General features: G+C 50.6%; 13 protein-coding genes. 4 read left to right on the top strand and 9 right to left on the bottom strand.

Annotated features, from left to right (window positions below; all coding sequences use genetic code 11):
- Positions 1-12: 12 nt before the first annotated feature.
- The 4 genes from arfB to PN498_RS10120 all read right to left on the bottom strand — a co-directional run bounded on the left by arfB (position 13) and on the right by PN498_RS10120 (position 1,985).
- Positions 13-417 carry an alternative ribosome rescue aminoacyl-tRNA hydrolase ArfB gene (gene arfB, locus PN498_RS10135; protein ID WP_442951411.1) on the bottom strand — a complete coding sequence of 135 codons (405 nt, stop codon included), beginning with the start codon at positions 415-417 and terminating at the stop codon, positions 13-15.
- A 189-nt stretch (positions 418-606) separates the two neighbouring features.
- Entirely contained in the window at positions 607-855 is a 249-nt protein-coding gene (locus PN498_RS10130) for a hypothetical protein (RefSeq protein WP_272062623.1), read from the bottom strand.
- A gap of 334 nt (positions 856-1,189) precedes the next feature.
- Positions 1,190-1,360 carry a chlorophyll a/b-binding protein gene (locus PN498_RS10125; protein ID WP_272062622.1) on the bottom strand — a complete coding sequence of 57 codons (171 nt, stop codon included), beginning with the start codon at positions 1,358-1,360 and terminating at the stop codon, positions 1,190-1,192.
- Positions 1,361-1,616: 256 nt separating this feature from the next.
- Positions 1,617-1,985: a YccF domain-containing protein gene (locus tag PN498_RS10120; protein ID WP_272062656.1), complete on the bottom strand. Its 369-nt coding sequence runs from the start codon at positions 1,983-1,985 to the stop codon at positions 1,617-1,619.
- A gap of 300 nt (positions 1,986-2,285) precedes the next feature.
- Here PN498_RS10120 and PN498_RS10115 point away from each other — a divergent pair, with 300 nt between their 5' ends.
- Positions 2,286-2,753 carry an orange carotenoid protein N-terminal domain-containing protein gene (locus PN498_RS10115; RefSeq protein ID WP_272062620.1) on the top strand — a complete coding sequence of 156 codons (468 nt, stop codon included), beginning with the start codon at positions 2,286-2,288 and terminating at the stop codon, positions 2,751-2,753.
- Positions 2,754-2,974: 221 nt separating this feature from the next.
- On the opposite strand, the gene PN498_RS10110 is transcribed toward PN498_RS10115, so the two are convergent.
- On the bottom strand, positions 2,975-3,454 hold the full coding sequence (locus PN498_RS10110; RefSeq protein ID WP_272062619.1) for an S-layer homology domain-containing protein: 480 nt from the start codon (positions 3,452-3,454) through the stop codon (positions 2,975-2,977).
- 207 nt (positions 3,455-3,661) lie between these two features.
- Here PN498_RS10110 and thrB point away from each other — a divergent pair, with 207 nt between their 5' ends.
- Both thrB and PN498_RS10100 read left to right on the top strand, forming a co-directional pair.
- Entirely contained in the window at positions 3,662-4,600 is a 939-nt protein-coding gene (thrB, locus tag PN498_RS10105; RefSeq protein ID WP_272062618.1) for a homoserine kinase, read from the top strand.
- 116 nt (positions 4,601-4,716) lie between these two features.
- Entirely contained in the window at positions 4,717-5,538 is an 822-nt protein-coding gene (locus PN498_RS10100; protein WP_272062617.1) for a DUF3598 family protein, read from the top strand.
- Between the two features lie 69 nt (positions 5,539-5,607).
- On the opposite strand, the gene PN498_RS10095 is transcribed toward PN498_RS10100, so the two are convergent.
- The gene (locus PN498_RS10095; protein ID WP_272062616.1) at positions 5,608-9,990 is read right to left on the bottom strand and encodes a choice-of-anchor Q domain-containing protein; all 4,383 of its coding nucleotides are present in this window, start codon (positions 9,988-9,990) and stop codon (positions 5,608-5,610) included.
- A 609-nt stretch (positions 9,991-10,599) separates the two neighbouring features.
- On the opposite strand from PN498_RS10095, the gene rlmN reads away from it, so the two are divergent.
- A complete protein-coding gene (gene rlmN, locus PN498_RS10090) occupies positions 10,600-11,676 on the top strand; it encodes a 23S rRNA (adenine(2503)-C(2))-methyltransferase RlmN (protein WP_272062615.1) in 1,077 nt (358 codons plus the stop codon).
- Positions 11,677-11,713: 37 nt separating this feature from the next.
- On the opposite strand, the gene PN498_RS10085 is transcribed toward rlmN, so the two are convergent.
- The 3 genes from PN498_RS10085 to PN498_RS10075 form a co-directional block, all read right to left on the bottom strand.
- Positions 11,714-12,238: a chemotaxis protein CheW gene (locus PN498_RS10085; RefSeq protein ID WP_272062614.1), complete on the bottom strand. Its 525-nt coding sequence runs from the start codon at positions 12,236-12,238 to the stop codon at positions 11,714-11,716.
- 82 nt (positions 12,239-12,320) lie between these two features.
- A complete protein-coding gene (locus PN498_RS10080) occupies positions 12,321-15,377 on the bottom strand; it encodes a hybrid sensor histidine kinase/response regulator (protein ID WP_272062613.1) in 3,057 nt (1,018 codons plus the stop codon).
- A gap of 138 nt (positions 15,378-15,515) precedes the next feature.
- Entirely contained in the window at positions 15,516-19,046 is a 3,531-nt protein-coding gene (locus PN498_RS10075; RefSeq protein WP_272062612.1) for a GAF domain-containing protein, read from the bottom strand.
- Between the last annotated feature and the right edge of the window lie 146 nt (positions 19,047-19,192).

Below are 19,192 nucleotides of genomic sequence, written 5' to 3'. Positions count from 1 at the left end.
CTCGGCTCGCTGTTACTCGCGAATATTACCCCGCAAAGCTTTGATTTGACTGCGTTTTGCTTTCCGCTCAAGGCGTTTTCGCTGGGCGCTTTTAGAAGGTTTGGTTGGCTTACGTTTCTTCGGTGTTGTCGTGACACTCTTGATCAAGGCCTTCAACCGTTTCAGGGCATCTTCTTTGTTGTGCTCTTGAGTGCGATGCTGTTGGGCCTTAATTACAACAATTCCATCTTGGGTAATGCGGTGATCATTTAGCTTGAGCAGACGCTCTTTATAAATGGGAGACAGGGAAGAAGCTCTGATGTCGAAGCGGAGGTGAATGGCCGTAGACACTTTATTGACGTTCTGACCACCAGCCCCTTGGGATCGAATGGCACTGAGTTCGATTTCGCTGAGCGGAACGGCAATACGGTCTGTAATTTTCAGCATATCTCCCTTAAGACTCTCTCTCTACCATACCGGCAAGGGCAAGGATAAAGGTCGCTCTGTCGATCCATAAGTCGTTCGCCTGTCAGGACCTCGACGAGAAGGCAAAGTTTTCACTCTGTCCAATCCCAATCCACATGGCGCATAACTTTGGTTAGACCGATCAGCTCCTTCTGACCTGGTTTAATCTGGCTCAGAATCGCGGCGGGAGGAGAGACCGATTATGGGCATGGGTGGACGAGACGTTTCTTCCGGCAGGTAACGAATGGGAGTGCGTTCAGGAATCTGGACTTCTAAGCGTCCATATTTCTGCCAACCGCGTGCTGCGATCGTTCCACTGACGACCAAAACGCCTAGAAATGCTAGCATCGCTTGACCTTCCAGCATTCCCAATAAGATATTGACCGTTCCTGCCGTAACGACAGTACTCACAACAGGCTCTTTTCTAAACAAGCGTTTAATAGACACGGGCGATCGCATTATGAACGACAAAGCTTAGGGGGTTGGACACCCTGACGGCGGTATTTGGAGGGGTTGCGTGTGGATCCGCAGTATTCCCAATGGGCTGGAACACACATCACTGAAAAGTAAGTGAACTACGATAACAGATTTTGGCAAAGCAGCCTTTCTAACCTGGCCAAACTAACGTAGACTGCGTTGCTACTGTCCCCTACTTAAACTCCTTCCCCACTCTAGAAATGGCAATCCGTACAAAACAAGGCATCAGTGACAGATCCTTGTGAGGCACAAGGCGCGTTTGCAGTTCCTAAACAATTCCTAGCAGCGATAAAAGACCTTTGCCTGTAAAGTACTCAATGACTACGAGGGCAATAAAGCCAACCATCGCGGCTCTTCCATTCAAAAGCTCGGCGTAAGTTGTGAATCCTGCTTTGGGACGTCGAATTTCTGGCTTTAACGTAGGCTCTAAGTTAGTCATACTCTGAAAAATCGGCAAGTGATATTGATGATCAAATTCTCTACAGTGATGGACAAAACGTCAATTTCTTAAATCTTGTCGTTGAGCCCAGAGGGCTTGAGCTGGCCCCTTGGCCCTATAAATTCAGGGATTCTGAGATCAGGCTTCTTCAGCATTGGAGGATAGAGGCAAATTCAGAATACATGTGCACTGGTGCAACAGATCAGAATTTCGGATCACCAAAGGACTGGGAAACGTGATAGCGAAAGTAGAGGGACTATTCGAAGCTGCGGCCAAAGGGAAATAGAGCCAAAACCATTAGTTTAAAGTGCTGCTTGGCAAAGGGTAGGCCAATAATCGTAATCGCAAGGATAGCGCCCCAGATCAAGTGGTTGAGAGCGATCGCCCAGCCGAAAACTACAATCCAAACAATATTGAGAATCTGGACCAAGGCCGTATCTGCAGCCGGATCCTTTTTAATCTCTCGACCAAAGGGAGTGAAGGTAGCAATGCCGATTTTAATGGTTTCCAACCCAAAGGGAAGACCAATGATGGTCAGGCAGGTGCTAATGCCGCCCAGAATATAGCCCACACCGCTGAGAAAACCACCAAAAATCAGCCAGATAATATTGCCCAGTAAGCTCATGTGATCAACCCATAAAATTACGGCATACCGCCAGCATAGCCCGCCGTCTTTGCCCATGGACCGTACCCAGGACGTGTAATTTGCGCCTATAGACTGTACGGTTTTCCCTTTGAGTGTGATCCTGTCGTCTGGTTTTCTGTGCCCAACGAAAGGTGTCAAGGTGCTGTTAGGAATAAATTCGAAACGGTTGCATTTGTTACGTTTGAGGGTGTTTTGTCAATCAGAATCTCGCTAATTTGTAAATCAGATGCGGTCGTGAATCGAACGATTTGCAGCCGCCTGATGTAATTTGAAATCTTGATGACATATACAACACTTGAAGAAGTTAGACAGCCGTTAGAGCAATTTGCACAATTTGATGCAGATACTCAGTTAGCTCTTCTGTGGTACGGCTATTTAGATCTCAAGGAAAATTTGACGCCGGCACCTGGTCATAAAGTTGAAGGTGTAGCCCTACCGATTTATGACAAAATCAAGCCGCTTTCCGAAGAAGATCAGCTGCAGGCACAGCGTGATATTGCGAACGGTACAGACACCGAAGTGAGTCGCGAATATGGTGCGCTAAGCCCTAGTGGCAAGCTTGATGTTTGGCTGCTGTTGGCTCAGGGGATGGAGTCTGGGGATATCGTGAATGTCCCTGATAATTACGAACTGCCTGAAAACACGAAGGAATTCACTGAAACCATTAAGTCCTTCGACTTTGAGCAGCGTGTCAACTTCACCCGCAATGCAGTCAGTGCGATGGGTCATAGCGCGGCCAAAAGCTAGAGCGCGATCGCCCCACTATCGCAAAGCGCAAAGGCCGATAAGCCTTTGCGCTTTTTCATGTTTTCAGATCTTGTACTGAAACATTATTCTCTGCATTCGCCCCGGAAATCCCCCAAATTTGGAGGGCAGGGAGCCAAAGCAGTCAGCCTCAACTCAACTGCAAGATCTGGATTGACTCACGATTTTGAGCTTGATGCTGCTCTAACCAACGCTTCCAGCCATCATTCAGAATCTATCTCTTCGACTTCGTCGGACACAGTACCCAGCTCACGTTGCAGATCAGTCAGCTCTTCCAAAATGGCATCAACCTCGCTGTTGGTTTGCTGTCCTTGTTCTAGCTCCAGCAGAGTTCCCAGGCAAGCATCCATCGCCGCCGCAAACTCGTAGCGAGTGACGAATTCTTCTCCACGGAAGGTGTCATCTGGATAGCCCGCTAAACAGCCGTAGTCTTCTGCCAAATTGGTGACCGCAGTGTAGGCCCAATGAGTTGGCGATACGTCTGTGAAGCCCCCTTCGGGCAAAACTTCGGCCAGCTTGGGTGCATCGGTCACTGTTTTGGATGGAACTGCGTTCTCTACAACAGGCAGTTCTAAATCGGTCATGGAGGTAGTGGGGGATGGCAAAGGGTTCGCGATCGCCCCAACTGCTAGTGCGTTACTGCCTAAAATGACAAGTCCAACTGATAAAAAGCGCGTTTTCATGGCAACCCCGTCTCCGGTATCAATCTTTTAATCGCTTGTAATCCCAGTCAAGGGACGTTTAATCAACACGAATGTTTCAAACTCTCTTATTCTGCCAGTTGACCTTTTGATACGGCCAATCTTTGTAATTCAAAACCCGTTGAATGGTAATATGCGATTCTCAAAACGGGGGGTGACCTTCGATACCTATTGAGGGGAGTCGTAATTTTGACGGATTCGTTTTTGGTTTCAGTACCTGCAACAACCGCTAACATTGGTCCCGGTTTCGACTGTTTGGGAGCCGCTTTGACTCGCTATAACCGCTTCCAGTTCACCCGCTCTAGTGAATCAAGCCCTTTGGAAATCGTTGTGACCGGGGCGGAGCGCGATCACGTTACAACGGATTCCTCAAACTTAGCCTACAAAGCTTTTTGCGAGTGTTTCAAGCATATGGGTCAGACGGTGCCAGCTGTCCACATCACTGTTGAGCTAGACGTGCCATTGGCGAGGGGAATGGGCAGCTCATCAACGGCGATCGTAGGCGGGATTTTGGGGGCTAATGCTCTAGCCGGCTCCCCACTTGATGGGGCGGCGCTGGCTCAGTTAGCCACTGCAATTGAAGGCCATCCCGATAACGTCGTTCCGGCTTTGTTGGGGGGTTGCCGATTGGCAACGGTCAACGATCAAAGTCAAGGTGTTCTCTGCGAAGTTCCTTGGCATTCCACGATTGTGCCCATCGTCGTGGTGCCAGCCTTTGAGGTCTCTACGGCAAAGGCGCGTCAAGTGTTACCTCAGCAGTATTCGCGAGCTGATGCTATCTATACCATGGGACACTTGGGCTTGCTGATACGAGCACTGGAGACCGGCAACGGTGATTGGCTCCGAACGGCCATTGGCGATCGCATCCACGAGCCTTATCGCAAGTCACTTATCCCCGGTTATGACTCGGTGGCGCAGGCGGCTTTGGCGGCTGGGGCCTATGGCGTCACAATTAGCGGCGCTGGTCCAACGCTGCTGGCTTTGGGGAGTGAGGCAAGGGCCGGGGCGATCGCTCAGGCCATGGCGGAAACTTGGCAACAGCACGATATTGAAGTCGTCGATGCCCGTCCCCTCAAAATTGATACTGTTGGGGCGACAGTTGTTGAAAGGAGTCAGGACGAAGGATGAACAAACCTGGTGGACGGCGAGTACTCTAGTTTTCTCAATCGATCAGGTGCTGCCTATGTCCTGACCTGCCCCAAAATGTGCGACCTTATCCGCAGGGCAAGGTTTAGGAGAACGACATGGCATCGCAGTGGGAACGGTTGTTGAAAAACGCGGGAACTTGGGTAGGGTCATTTACCCAGCTGTCTGCTCAGGGGGACCTGCTTCAGGACACTCCTTCAGTGGTAGCCTTGAAGCCTCTGAATGGGGGAAACCTCATGCGTCAAGAAATCACCAAGCACCCTGCGGGAGAGCCAGCTCAGGAAACCGTTTTGGAGTACCGTTCTCTCGCGAAAAGTGTTCTGTTTTTGGAGAATGGGGCGTTTTCTCAGGGATCAATTCAGTGGGGACCATTTTCAGAGTTTGGGGCTGAATTGGGGCTAATTGCAGATCATCATCGCCTGCGGCTGGTCCAGCTTTTTGACAAAACCCGACAGCTTAGCCAATTGACGTTGATTCGAGAACATTTGAAGGGAACGGCACCCTCAGAGCGCCCGCAGCTGACTTTGGCAGCTTTAGTGGGAACGTGGGTTGGCGAAGCAGTCACGGTTTATCCAGACTTGCAGCCCAGCGATACGTATCCTACCCAACTGGAAATTGTGCGCCAGGGCAGTACTTTGCAGCAGACACTCCAGTTTGGCGAAGGGAATCCTCCCATTCAGTCCCAGGGAACTATTCTGGATAATCGCATTGTATTTGAGACGGGTTCACAGGCCGTGCAAGTCTTACTGCTACCAGATGGCGCTTCATCGACCTGCCCCACTCACATCGAACCGCGTCAGCCAATCTTGCTAGAAGTCGGATGGCTGATTGCTCCGAATCAGCGACAGCGGCTGATCCGTCAATACAATGCTCAAGGGGGATGGGCGAGTTTGACGCTGGTAACCGAGACGAGACGTTAGCACAATTCCATATCGCAGTCCCAAATAGAGCAATCAGGAAGAAGCCGCATTCTCGCAGCAATGCACTGCTTACGCTAATGCAGCAAAAATAGCCTCATCCAGTCCAATCACCCCTTGAATGACTCCGATCGCTCCACTCTCTGGAGCTAGAACGACAGTGTCATTGCCGGATTCAACTAAGTTGACCTGAGCGATGGTGAGAGTATTCCCGAGTGAGATGCGATCTCGGTCCACCTCAAAATCGGTAATGGTATCTGTGCCCTCCTGATTGGTCAGAGCGAAAATATCAGCTCCTTCGCCGCCTGTGTAAACATCGTCGCCAGGACCGCCGTCTAAAACATCATCACCTTCACCGCCTCGAAGGGTGTCATCACCACCGAGACCGAGGAGGGTGTCATCACCACCCAGTCCATTGATGATGTCGTCGGAGTGCGATCGGCCTTGAACGGTGTTGTCCAAATCATTCAGGAACGTGACGGTGTTGGGATTCCACAGATAGCGCTGAGTAGAATCCGCATCAAACACATCAAAACTATCTTCGACAGCGGACTCGTCACCAAAAATAATGTTGCCCAAGTCGACAGCGCCTCCCGTTTGTCGCTGGAGGTTGTCTAACTCGTCTAGGGCGAAGTTCTCCAGCGTAACCTGTGTGCCAGTAGTGTCTCCCAAAAAGCTAATAACGAGGTCGGAGCCGTTTTTCATCAGCTGCATGGTGTCCGCCGTGAATGCTTCGCCGACGAACTTGAGGGTATCCACTTCTTGAATGGTGGCCTCACCGGGACGTGCCCCACGCCCGACGCCGCCAAATCCTGTAATTGCGACGGTCTCACCTGCCGCGATTTCAAAGAGTGCCTGTCCTGCGGTTGGGTTAGACATAGCGGCAAGCGCTTCAAACGCCCCAATATCAGGAAGCACAACGCCATCGCCGTCGCCGTCGAGCACCCGAAGAAACCCATTACCGCGCTGATCGTTCGTCAGGTTGTCAGGATTGCTGCCGGCATCAATGGCTAGACTCTCGTCCTTCAATGCATGAGTTTGAGTCGGGCCACCGTTATCGGCCAGCGGTTCCAGTCCGGGGTCCGTGATGCCAACACTATCCGTAGGCTGGTTGAAGCTAACAGCGCCATTTCCGGTGCCAATCAGGTTATGCCCCTGGCTCACAAAGTTGTTGTTCTCTCTAAATGAGCTAGCAATATCGCTTTCCTGATTCCCCGCAATGATGCTTGAAACAACTGTCGTCGCCACCTCACTGTCCATACCTCCTACTGCGGTGAACGAAGGAAAATTTGATGTCGGTGCCAGATTATCAGTGACGGTGCTGTTGCTAATTACGAACTCGGTTTCGGTGGGGTTAAGCGATACGGACGACCCAACAAAAACAGCTCCGCCCGTCGTGAAGTCTCCGCCGCTGACTGAGTTACCACTCAAGGTGCTGTTATGAATAGCGACAGACTCTTTACCAGTAATGTTGAGACCGCCACCAATGGCACTGATCGAGGCCGCAGCAAAATTGTTGCTAACAGTACTGCTTTCTAAGGCAAAGTCGCCAGAGGTATTGATGCCACCTCCAGCAGACCCCGTCCCGGACACTCCATTACCATCAATCGTGCTGGTATTAACGCTCAGTAGACCAACATTATCGATGCCCCCACCCGTCATGCCACCTCGACTGGAGTCAATCGATGCGCGGTTGTTGCGAATAATCGTGTTTGCGATTTGCAATGTGCCATCAGGCGAATTGTTGGCAATCCCCCCGCCAGCGCCTGTTGTTCCTAAAACTGAATTACTGTCTATTCTGCTGCTATCGATGGTGACGTAACCGTTTCGGCTGTTGAGACCTCCACCAAATGCATTCATACCACTGACTGAGTTGCCGCTAAGCGTACTGTCACTAATAGTGAGAAAGCCGTTTTGATGAGCGATCGCCCCTCCATTGCTTGACAGTCCGCTCGCGTTATTGCCGAAAAACTCACTATTGGTGATGACCGTTTCAGCCTCGTCGGTCAGGGCGGTGTGGGTAACATAGAGGCCGCCGCCAGCATTGTTTGAGCCATTGGCTGCGTTGCCTGAAAAGGCGCTGTCGTTAATTTGAACCACACTATCTTCAGCGAAAACGCCGCCACCCAGTGAGTCAGCATTTCTGGCAATGTTGTTCTCAAAGGTGGAGGCATTAATCGTTAGGCGACCCTCTTGTAAGAAAAGAGCGCCTCCCGATGAAGTCCCTTCGTTGACCTCAATGGATTCTTCCGCCAAGTTGCTGATAAACGAACTGTCTGAGACCGTGACATCGCCTTCTGTTAGGTAAAACCCGCCGCCGTTAATCGCCGTATTGTCTGCTATAACACTGTTGAAAATTGAGAGATTTACGCCCGCGCCATAGATGCCACCGCCCTTCTCGGCTTTACCATTAGCGATAGTGAGGTCGTTAATCTCAGTGTCGGCTTCGAGGCGAAAAACGCGGGTTTGGTCATTGCCGCTGACTGTAATACGGTCTGAGCCAGTACCGTCGATAGTCAACGCCTTATCAATAACTAACTCGCCCAGTGCTGCATCCAGGGTGATGGTGCCTTGTAGATTGGGGTCGAAGGTGATGGTGCCGCCTGCCTCGGTAAAGGCGATCGCCTCCCTCAAAGACACATCACCTGCGCTGAGATCACCGTCGTTCTCATCCACCAGCGTGTCTACGACCAAGGCGTCTGCATACGTTAGCGATCGCGTCTCCGTTTCCCGGTAATCGATGCTGCCATCGGCATCTTCATCACGTTCTAAGGTCAACAGTACCCAGTCACCGCGATCGTTATACTCCCGGACCGTCGTCTCGATAAAGCTATCAGGATTGCCCCGATCTAGATCCTGCGTTGTTGTGACGGATTGAACGACAACTGTTTCAGACGCCAGGACGCCTGTTGGACGGTAAGCAAATGTTCGCTCTGAATTGACAACGGTTTCTTCACTGGAGAAAAAATTAGTCTCAGTGCAAGTTTCTGACTCCGAAAGAATAGTGCCATCGTCGTCGTAGAGGGTAACAGTTTCCCCTGAAATCTTGCCGAAACTGGAGGGATCGAGAGAGCCGAAATCTTCGGATTCATAGGAACGAACAACCCGACTGCGATCGCCCTCAGCATCGTAATCATAGATAGTTTCAGAAGTGGATGATCCGCTTCGAGACCAGTCATAGCTGCGGGTGTAGGCCAGCTGACCGTCTAGATTGGACAATTCAATATCCTCTGAGCTGTTAGAGGAAAAATCATCAGAACTGTCAATGCTTAAAACAGGAGTGTCTTCAAAATAGGCTTGAAAAGAAGCCGCACTTGTTGTGCGCGGACTTCCTCCCGTAAAAGGTGTCTGCGTCAGCTCAAACACTAGTCCATTAACGTCATGGACGGTCAAATCCAGCTCACAAGGGGTGTACAGAAATCTACTGGAAGGAGACGGGCTGCCAAAATCGTAAGAGATGGCCTCACCGGTCAGATCAAACTCAGCCGAGTCAATCGCGGCTAGCTGACCGTCATTGCTGTAGGTCCGAGTGTGATAGACCTCTTGAGTGTCAAAATCGCCGTCACCATTCCAGTCAAACTCGTAGAAATAGGATAGAAAGCGTCCCTGATCGTCAGTTTCAATTGTGAAATTCCAGATCTCGTCAAAATCAGGACTATCCGTATCATCTACGGCATAATCTACGGCGTATTCAACAAGATTGCCTAGATCATCGTACTTCCAGGTTTCTAGAGTGCTCTGGTCAATCTGTCCGTCGCCATCCTGATCGTCTTGTTCAATAAGCAAAATGAGATTGCCGTTCTCGTCAAACGATCGCCTTTCTTCTGAAGTGAAAATAATCTGGAGGTCTTCACCCAGTCTTTCATCAATATAAAGAACTGGATTGCCAACTGCATCGTAAACCCAGCTTTCGCGAGTACCAAAATCGCTTTGTCCATCGCCATCACTGTCTACGTTGTCAAGCTTTGAAAGAAGTCGACCAAAATCATCATATAGCCAGCTCTTTTCAGCAACAAAACTTGGCTGACCATCAGCGTTATTGTCTGCTTCGACCTTCAATAATGTTTGATTTCCTTGGTCATCGTAAGCAGAAGATCTTCGGTTGATACTTTCGGCTTGACCATCTGCATTAGTATCAGATTCACTAATAAAAATTATTTCTTGACCGGCTTCGTTATAGTCATAATTTTCGGTGACAACGCTGTCACTTTGTCCATCCCCATCAAAATCTAGTGTTAGAACGTAGGAGGTTTGGTTGCCCTGATCGTCGTAAGACCACGATTCCTGAGTGACGCTATCTGCCTGACCATCAGCATTCCAATCAGCGACTAGCCTGTATGCCGTTTGATTGCCAGCAGCGTCATAGGTATACGTTTCAGTGCGAGCACTTTCGGGGATGCCATCATTATCAGAATCAAGGGTAAATGTAAGAAATTCTTGAACAACTCTATCCACGTGTCACTACCTTTAGACAACTTATTGAAATTGCGGTAATTCGTCTTTCCTGAAAAAAGACTGCCAATTTTATCGGCAAGAAAATTTAATCAACCTGAGTGTTACTCGACTCTTCTTCCCAGAAGAAAATCTTGGAGCAAGTCGTTAATCTGTAGCCCTGTGTAGTTTGGTCAGTACATCGCAGTGTCTTAAGGAAGCAGGGAATAGGGAACAGAGAGTAGGGTGTGCTTGACTCAAATGCATGCCGCTATACTTCAAGGATTTTGTGTTCAAATATACCGGATGTATTTGGCGAGAGTGATTATTTAAATATGATGTTTAGTGAGGAACTCAAACTCAAATATTGCCTTTCAAGAAACTTTTTGCCTCTGCCAGTAAAACGCTTTAACTGAAAACAGGCTGATACGGTTGGTATTGGCGAATTGTATACGTTGCTCTCCAATAGAAACCCCCGACGCTGGTAGGGTTTTTGCTGAATGTTCTGGAGTTGAGCTGACTAATCGCTTCCACGACTGCTCTTAAAGTGTGCTGAGGTGGATTAATGGCGATAAGGGACAACTATCGGATGAGTATTAGAATGGTGAGAGTCTCTTATCGATGGCTCTTTACATGCCTGCACGTTTGGTTCCTGATAGTCCTGCGATCGCTTCAGCTTCGCCGTCTCTAGCATCATCTCCCCTATTGGGGAAGTCGCTGGATGAGCTAACGGAGTGGGTGACGGCTCAAGGACAGCCGAAGTATCGGGGTAAGCAACTGCACCAGTGGATCTATGAGAGATATGCGCGTAGCCTATCGGATATTACGGTGTTCTCGAAGGCATGGCGGGCTGAAATTGCGGATGTTCCCATTGGCCGATCGCAGCTTCATTTTCGTTCTGTATCTCCAGACGGCACAGTCAAGTATCTTTTGAAATTAACAGACGGTCACATCATCGAAGCGGTGGGTATTCCTACCGCAAAACGGCTCACGGTGTGTGTGTCATCTCAGGTAGGCTGTCCGATGGCCTGCGACTTTTGTGCCACGGGTAAGGGTGGGTTTTTGCGAAACCTAGAAACCCACGAAATTGTGGATCAGGTGTTGACCGTGCAGGACGATTTTGGTCGGCGGGTGAGCAATATTGTGTTTATGGGTATGGGCGAACCCCTACTCAATAGTAAGAACGTCGTGAAGGCAGTGCGATCGCTGAATCAGGATATTGGTATTGGCCAGCGATCGATCACCGTTTCTACCGTCGGCATTCCAGGACAAATTCGCCGCCTCGCAGAGGAGCATCTACAAGTTACGCTGGCAGTCAGTCTTCATGCTTCCAACCAAGCTCTGCGAGAGACGCTGATTCCCAGCGCTCGCAAATATCCTTTCACCGACCTCATCGAAGAGTGCTACGAGTACGTCAACATCACGGGACGGCGCGTCACCTTTGAGTACATCTTGCTGGCGGGACTGAACGACCTGCCGCATCACGCGACCGAGTTGGCCGAAATGGTCGGCGGTTTCCAAAGCCACGTCAACCTAATTCCCTACAATCCCATTAGTGAAGTGGATTATCAGCGTCCCAGCGATGCTCAAATTCAAGCCTTCGTACATGAACTGGAGAAACGCCATGTTGCTGTTAGCGTGCGATATTCTCGCGGACTAGAGAAGGACGCCGCCTGTGGGCAACTGCGAGCACAGAAACTGGCAAGCTAGCTGTAAGAACAAAGGGTGAGAACTGAATCGATGAGACTTAAGCTGGGAGTAGCGCTTCAATCGATAGGAAGAACATTGGCTCGGCGGACCTATTGGTTTCTTGCGCATTAGGGTTGACGACGTGGCTGACGCCGTTTAGCCGATGCACAGTGAGGTAAACTGCCGGGACTGGGCTGAAGGCAGATTGACGAACTCGTTTGAGAACCGGGGTGCCATCCACGAGTAGTCCAACTGAGCCTCTCTGAGGTAATTCGACAATAACGATGTTGTGCTCCTGTGGCTGAGCGATCGTTGCTGATGGAGAAGTTGTTGTTTCTCCGGCTAGTTGGGGAATGTCCACACCATAAATTAATCGAGCCGCATCCAAGACAAGAATATTTTCGTCTTTCAGCTGAATCAGTCCGGCGGCTTTGCCCTCTGGCGTAACCGGTCTGGGAATGACTCGACGAGCGATCGCCAGTGGTAGGCAAAACCAATGCTGTCTAAGTCGAAACGCGAGTAGCCTCAGAGTCGGCTCATGCGATCGATTGCGACGGACTCGTACGAGGGCATTTTGGGACACAACGTCCTCCTCAGGGACAGGGCTTAGTCTCGTCGTGCAGAAGAGATATCGTCAATTCAGCCTCAAAGGGACTTAGGAAAAACTACACCAAGGCTGGTTCAATTAGGCTTTCTAAGGTTTTGAGTAGAGTTTGTTCGTTATAGGGTTTTGTGAAATAGGCTGCGGCTCCCAAATTCATTGCCATCTGACGATGTTTAGGGCTGCCCCGAGAGGTCAGCATGGCGACTGGAATTTGCTGGTGCTCAACGTTTGACTTGACACGGGATAGGAAGCCATAGCCATCTAAGCGGGGCATCTCAACATCACAAAGGATAGCTTCAACGGCTAGTCCGCTTTTGAGTTTGTCAAGGGCATCTTGACCGTCTTTGGCCTGTGCCACTTGATAGCCCGCCTTCTCCAACGTCAGGGCAATAAAGCGACGGACGTTAATAGAGTCATCCACCAGCAGGACGGTCGGCTTTCGTAGCAGCGGTGAGCCTGTATCGCTATCAGCGCCTGCGGGCAAATAGGTTGAGAGCGAATCGTCTACGGACGGCTTAGTCCCAGATGCCTCACAGCTCGCAATCCAATAAAGTAACTCGGGCACTGCTACTAAGGGGACTACTTGACCATCGCCTAAAATGGTGCAGCTATTGAATCCGGTTGGCATGGGTAGGTTGCCGATAACCCGCCTTAGCGCTACTTCTTGCTCGCCCCAAGAGCGATCAATCTGAATACCGACAAGGCGCTGATTGTATTGCACTAACAGGACGGTTGGGGTTGAAATAGCTGGAGCGATTTCTGGACTTTCCAACGACACCGGACAGTTAAAGTGGAGCCAGTCGGACAGTTTGACGAGCTGTAGCAGTTCTCCATTCCATTCGAAGCTGTCCTTGCCGACGGTTGAGAGAATTTGCTCCGGTTCAAGACTGAACATTTCTTCCACAGCATCAACGGGGAAGGCCATCCGCATCCCGCGACTCTCGACAATCAGGACGCGAGTGACTGACAACGTGAAGGGAATTGAGAGTGTGAAGACAGTGCCGACTCCGGCCTCGGTATCGACTTGAATATCGCCTCGAATCTCCTTCAGCTTGCTGCGAACAACGTCCATGCCGACTCCGCGTCCTGACAGGTTGGTCACTTCGCTAGCGGTGCTGAAGCCGGGTTCAAAAATAAGCGACAGCAGATCTTGTTTGCTAGCCGCAGCGAGGAGAGCTTCATCAAGCCCCATTTTAATGGCGCGATCGCGAATTTTCTCTAGCGCGATGCCGCCACCATCATCGCGAATGGTAATGATGGTTCGTCCGCTGCGCTGCTTCGCTGAAATAGAGATGGTTCCCGTCGTCGGTTTGCCGTGTTGCTGACGGGTTTCCACGTCTTCAATACCGTGGTCGAAGCAGTTGCGGAAAATATGCATCAGCGGGTCTTGCAAAGCTTCCAAAACATTGCGGTCAACCAGCGTATTTTCGCCTTTGAGCTTGAGCGTCACCGGCTTGTCGTACTGAAGAGACATTTGCCGCAGCGCCCGAGGGAAACGATCAAAGATATCGGCCAAGGGACGCATCCTCAGCTGGGTCAAATATTTCTGCAACTGACGAGATGTCTTCCGAAGCCCCCGAGCCGTTTGTTCCGTATTGTTGAGCGACAAGTCAATATCGTCGCCGACCTCTTGCAGCTGCACGATGGTTTCGATGATTTCTCGAAAGGGCAGATGAGCCTCACCATATCGATCCAGTTCAAGAACGTCAAAGGCCTGTGTAGAATTGTCGGACATTGTCAGTTCAGGAGAAGCAACCGCTGCTGTCGATGTTGCCAACTGGGTTTGGCTCTGGGTTGCGACGCGATCGTAGACATTGCGTAAGTCGCTATTGACCGTTTCCAGAGTTCGCATTCGGGTTTGCATGGTGGTGACCAGTCCCCGAAGTCGCCGCACCTCAACTTCCAGACGATTCCGCTCAATAATCAACTCTCCAAACATATCGCTGAGCTGATTGATTTGCTTAACTGGAACCCTCACAGTGCTGTCAGTCTGGGGAGCGGCCTCAGTGTCGTTCACCGTCTGCGAAGCTGTGGGTGGTGTTTCGTCAAAGGGAACTTCAGCAGGGGACGGTTCAGTCGAGTCAGGTAAGAACGCATCGCTACTCTGCGCTTCGAAGTAATCACTATCGTTGCCATTAACCGTGACGTCGGCAAAATCTTCTTGGAAGAACTCGGAGGGGACGAGACCCACTTCTGTCAGCGGCAACGTCTCTTCTGAAACTTGAGAAGAGTCGATCGCAAGCACGGTATCGTCACCGTTCTGTTCCCAAGCTTCCGCAAAGGTCTGAGCCACTTCCTCTTCGGAAAGCGGTGCCAAGGGATTGTCTGCACTGCCAGTAAACTGACTGGGAACGGCTGCGATATTCCCTGCAATCACGAGGGCCTGAGCGCTTCTCCAAGTTTCCAAAGCGGCTTGTACAGTGGCCGATAGCTGATCGTCGGCGATCGCAATCACCTGAGCACCAATGGCCTGACAGAGCTGAGTAAACGACTCCAGCTGCAACATTTCCCCTAGCCCAGCTAACTCCTGAGCTAGAATTTGTGTCTCTTCTCTAAGGCAGGGCGAGGACTCTGCCAAAACACCTTCAAGCCGCTGCAAACAGCCTTCTACTTCACTTTGAAAGAGAAGCGGAATGATATCGTGGTCCTCCTCGGGGGCTAGCATTGAGTAGGCGTCTTCTTCTTCAGGCTCGCCCAGTCGCTCTCGTAGCTGTTCAAAGACAGGCAGCACATGCTCCTGTAGCCAGTGATTGTCGGGAGCTAGCGGGATACTGTGACCTTGCTCAAAATGCTGGCGACTATGCCCAACGATTTGCCCCATGCAGTCCACTGCAATCAGCAACTGCGATTCCAAGGCCGCATCGAAGCTGACTTGTTGGCGCTGCACCTTGAGCACCTTGAGGTTGTCTTCCAGTCGGTGGGCTAGATCGCTCAGCATTTCAAAGCCCATCAGTGCAGCGCCTCCTTTGATGGAGTGAGCTGCCCGTAGCGCGTCGTTGATGGTTTCTCCATCAACACCTTGGGCAAGACCAATAAGTCTTGACTCCAGCGTATTGAGATATTCTTGGGCTTCATCGAGAAACTGAAGTCGGATTTGCAGCTCTTTATCGTCAGCCATGGCGAATTTCAGTGAAGGGAGGTGAGAGGGATTACGAGGAATAGATGTGGAGAGGAGCAGGATAAGGAGGGCGGAGAGAGGAGGGGAGAATCAGTTTATTGCTTTCATTGCCCCATCGCTCTGTCGCCCATCATGGCCTCACTGTTCTCCAGTCTTGAAGGCGCTAACAGACTCTTGTAGGGTTTGCGCGACTTCAACTGTTCGTTGGAGTGAGGTGCTGATTTGGATCGAAGAATCTGACGTCCGCTCCGAGACCTTGGCAATCTCTTGCATCAGTTTGGTCACCGTTTCAGACACCTCAACCTGGGAAATTGTGGTCTCAGAAATGGAATTCACGAGCTGATCAATTTGCTGGGAAACATCCAGAATGCGAGTGAGATTTTGTTTGGCATCTTCGACTAAATGGGTTCCTGCAACAACCTCAGTCGTGCTCTGCTCCATCGCTTCCACCACCTCTACAGTTTCCCGCTGAATAGTTTCAACAATGCGCTCAATCTCTTGGGTTGCATCAGCTGAGCGAGCAGCAAGTTCACCAACTTCTTCTGCAACCACTGCGAAACCTTGGCCTTCTTCACCCGCACGAGCTGCCTCAATTCCGGCGTTAATCGCCAGGAGGTTGGTCTGCATTGCAATCTGATTGATCAAGGAGACCACCTTAGAAATTTGCTGAGACGATTCGCCCAGACGCTTCACCTTCTTGGACGTTTCACCAATAATGTCGCGCAGGCCAAGGATGTTTCGGACCGTCAAATCCATGGCTTGTCCACTCGTTTCAGCCGTAGATGAGGCAGCATTCGCAACCTCAGCTGCTTGCTGCGCACTGTCCGCGACCTGTTGGATCGAGTTGGTCATGCGCTCTACCGAAGACAGGGTGCTGGTGACTTCTTCGGCCTGACGTAGTGAATCTTCTGCTAGAGCCTGAATGGAAGCTTTGTTTTCGCCAAGGGAACTGTTGACCTCTTCAGCAGATTGTTTGACTTGAGTCACAATCTGGCGCAAGCTTTCCACGATCGCATTAAAGAAGTCAGCTACCGTGCCGATTTCCCCAGCGGTGACATCAGCGCGAACCGTGAGATCACCTTCAGAGGCTCCTTCCACATCGCTCAGCAGTTCCACAAGCTGCATTTGAATAGATTCTTGTTTCTGACGCCGCTCTTCTGCCAAAGCTTCCGTTCGGGTGAAGAGTTGCGCCTGCTCCAAGGCATACCCTAGTTGCATAGCGACTTGCCGGAAGAAGTTGATGTCGAGCTGACTCCAATTACGAGGACTGGAACACTGGTGAGTAATTAGGAGTCCCAGCAATTCCCCTTCAACGATGATGGGGGCAACCAGATTTGCCTTGACTTGGTAGGGTTCTAGCTGCTGCAGATGACACTCAGTTAGCCCTGCCTCGGCTATGTTGCCGGTCGCCTGTACCCGTCCTTGGAGATACTGCTCAATGTAGTTCTCTTTGAAGCACGGATCATAGATATCATCGCCCAAGGCAGACGGATAAGCCGACTCCACAGACTCTGCTACGATAGTGCCCTTCCAGTTTTCGTCAAACAGGTAGACGACAGCCCGATTGGTTTTGAGGGCTTCACGCGCTTCCTTAACCACAATCTGGTAAATCTGCTGAGCGTCTAGGTTTTCGCGAATGTGGGTAATGATGTCAGCAAGCTGTCGTTCTCGGTTGGCGGTGAGTCGTTGCTGCGTGACAGAGCGGGCCTGGTTGAGGGCGTAGCCAATCTGAATTGCAACCTGCTGTATTAGTTCTAGCTCTTCGGGTTCCCAGTGACGCGGACCAGAACACTGATGGACGCAAAGCAACCCAATTAAGTCTTCACCGGCTAACAGAGGCGCCACCATATTGGCTTTAACCTCAAGGTCATCGAGAATTTCACAGTGGCACTGAGACAAGTTGGATTGGTCCCGGTTCGCCATCGAAGAAACACGCCCTGTGTAGTACCGCTCTAGGGCTTCTGGTGTCATGGGATCTTCGAGGTCCTTACCCATCGCTTGCGGCCAACCTCTGCCGACCGATTCAGCCGTGATTTCGCCGGATTTAAGATCAGGATTGAACTTGTAAATCAGAACTCGATCTGACTTCAGCATGTCCCGTAGGCTGTTGACTGAGGTGCTCAAAATCTCTTCTTCATCCAGCGATTGACGAATACGGCTGGTGATGTCGGTAATTAAATTCGCCCGCTCTGCAATGATTTTTTCCCGTTCGGCTTGGCCTTTGAGCAAGTTTTCTGATTGGGAAATGCTGTCTGCTAGCTGGTTGAAGATTTGCGCGACCCGACCCACTTCGTCAGTCGAATAGACCTCGGCTCTGGCTTGTCGATCGCCCAATCCAAATTTCCAAGCTGACTGCTGCAAACTTTTCAGAGGTTTGGTGATGGAGTTTCTGAGTAGCTGAGCCAGGAAGATATTTGCAATGAGTGCGATCGCTGCAACCAGTAACTGTAGCTTGAGGCTGTTGAGCAATAGCGCATTGAGAGGAGCCTCGGACGTACCACGAACTATAACCGCAACGGGCCTTTGGTTGAAATCAGTAATGACTTCAGCCGCCACCGTGTAGGTGTTGTCGGCAATGTCTTGCCGTCCAGTCACTGCTTCATCGGGATTGGCGATCGCCTGTTCGAGTAAGTCAGTGTTTCCTAAAGGAACGCCAGTAACTGCCTCCTCCAAATCCGGATTGTCTTCTGCATACATAGACGTGGCAAGCGTAAAACCCTCATCTTCTTGGTATTGATAAACGGCACTGTATCCGTTACCAAAAGAGGACAGCGTGTCGAACGGGATAGCTCGCTTCTCGTTAACAATGTCGCCGGAGACCAGAATGCCGACGACCTCTTCCGAATTGTCTGCGGTGACAGGCGTAAAGGTGTAGCGGATCAGGGCGTCTCCGCCCTCAAATCCTTCCGGCAGGGGGGGCTGCTCGTTTTGCAGTTCTTCCCAGGACACAATGGCGCTGACTTTGACCTGGCGAGGATTTTGTAGAACCGTTCCAACTAGCCCACCCGGGTCAAATGTTTCACCCCTGCGATCGGCGTTAGCGCTGACAATAATCTGCTTATCAGTCCCCACTAATGTGGCGTATTCAATCTGACGTGCCGTAATCTCATTTTGCAGAACTCGTCTTGCATTCTCTAGGGCGGTTGGAGTAATCGTTGTGCCTTGTGCATCGGCTGTAGCGACGTCAATGATGCCACGGCTGTCTGACTGTCCTCGAAAACCGAGACCCATCTGGTTGATTTTAGCAACGTACCCAGCCTGAGTTACCGAAAGTTCTGACCGAGTCTGATTTAAGAGCTGACTTCGTCCGCCTGACACAATCAGAAAAGTTCCCACCCCCACCAGTCCTAATACAGAGATAGCTTCCGACGTAAACAAACCCGCCAGCTGCTTGCGGCCTACACTCAGGTTACTAAACCATTGCAAAACCTTATTCTTGCTAGGTTTTGTGAGATGGACGTAGGACTGAAAATCCTGACTATGACCGGCGTCTGGGTAACTGGAAGCAATCTGACGTGCCTGGGTTGCCTTCATCTCCATGTCAACGGCACTTGAGCCACTTGTGGCATACCCTGCCCCATTGGTATTGTGCTTTTCGGAATGAGACGCATTATTGACATCGGAATTGGGAAGTCGGTTATCAGGAGAAGGTCGAAATTCTGTAGTCATTAGTCAGCTACCTTATGGGAAAAACGGTGAGTAGAGGAAAGTAACGGGACAGGGTCTATCAAGTCGGGAGATGCAATTTGAGTTCAGGTCCGAAGAAGAGAGAGACTTTAGAAGTAAGGTCTTGTGTCATTACCCTTGAAGACCCC

This window comes from Oscillatoria sp. CS-180, from assembly GCF_028330965.1.
GTDB lineage: Bacteria > Cyanobacteriota > Cyanobacteriia > Phormidesmidales > Phormidesmidaceae > Halomicronema.
Note: the sequence above shows the minus strand (reverse complement) of the source record. Positions and strands in the feature narration are given on the sequence as shown.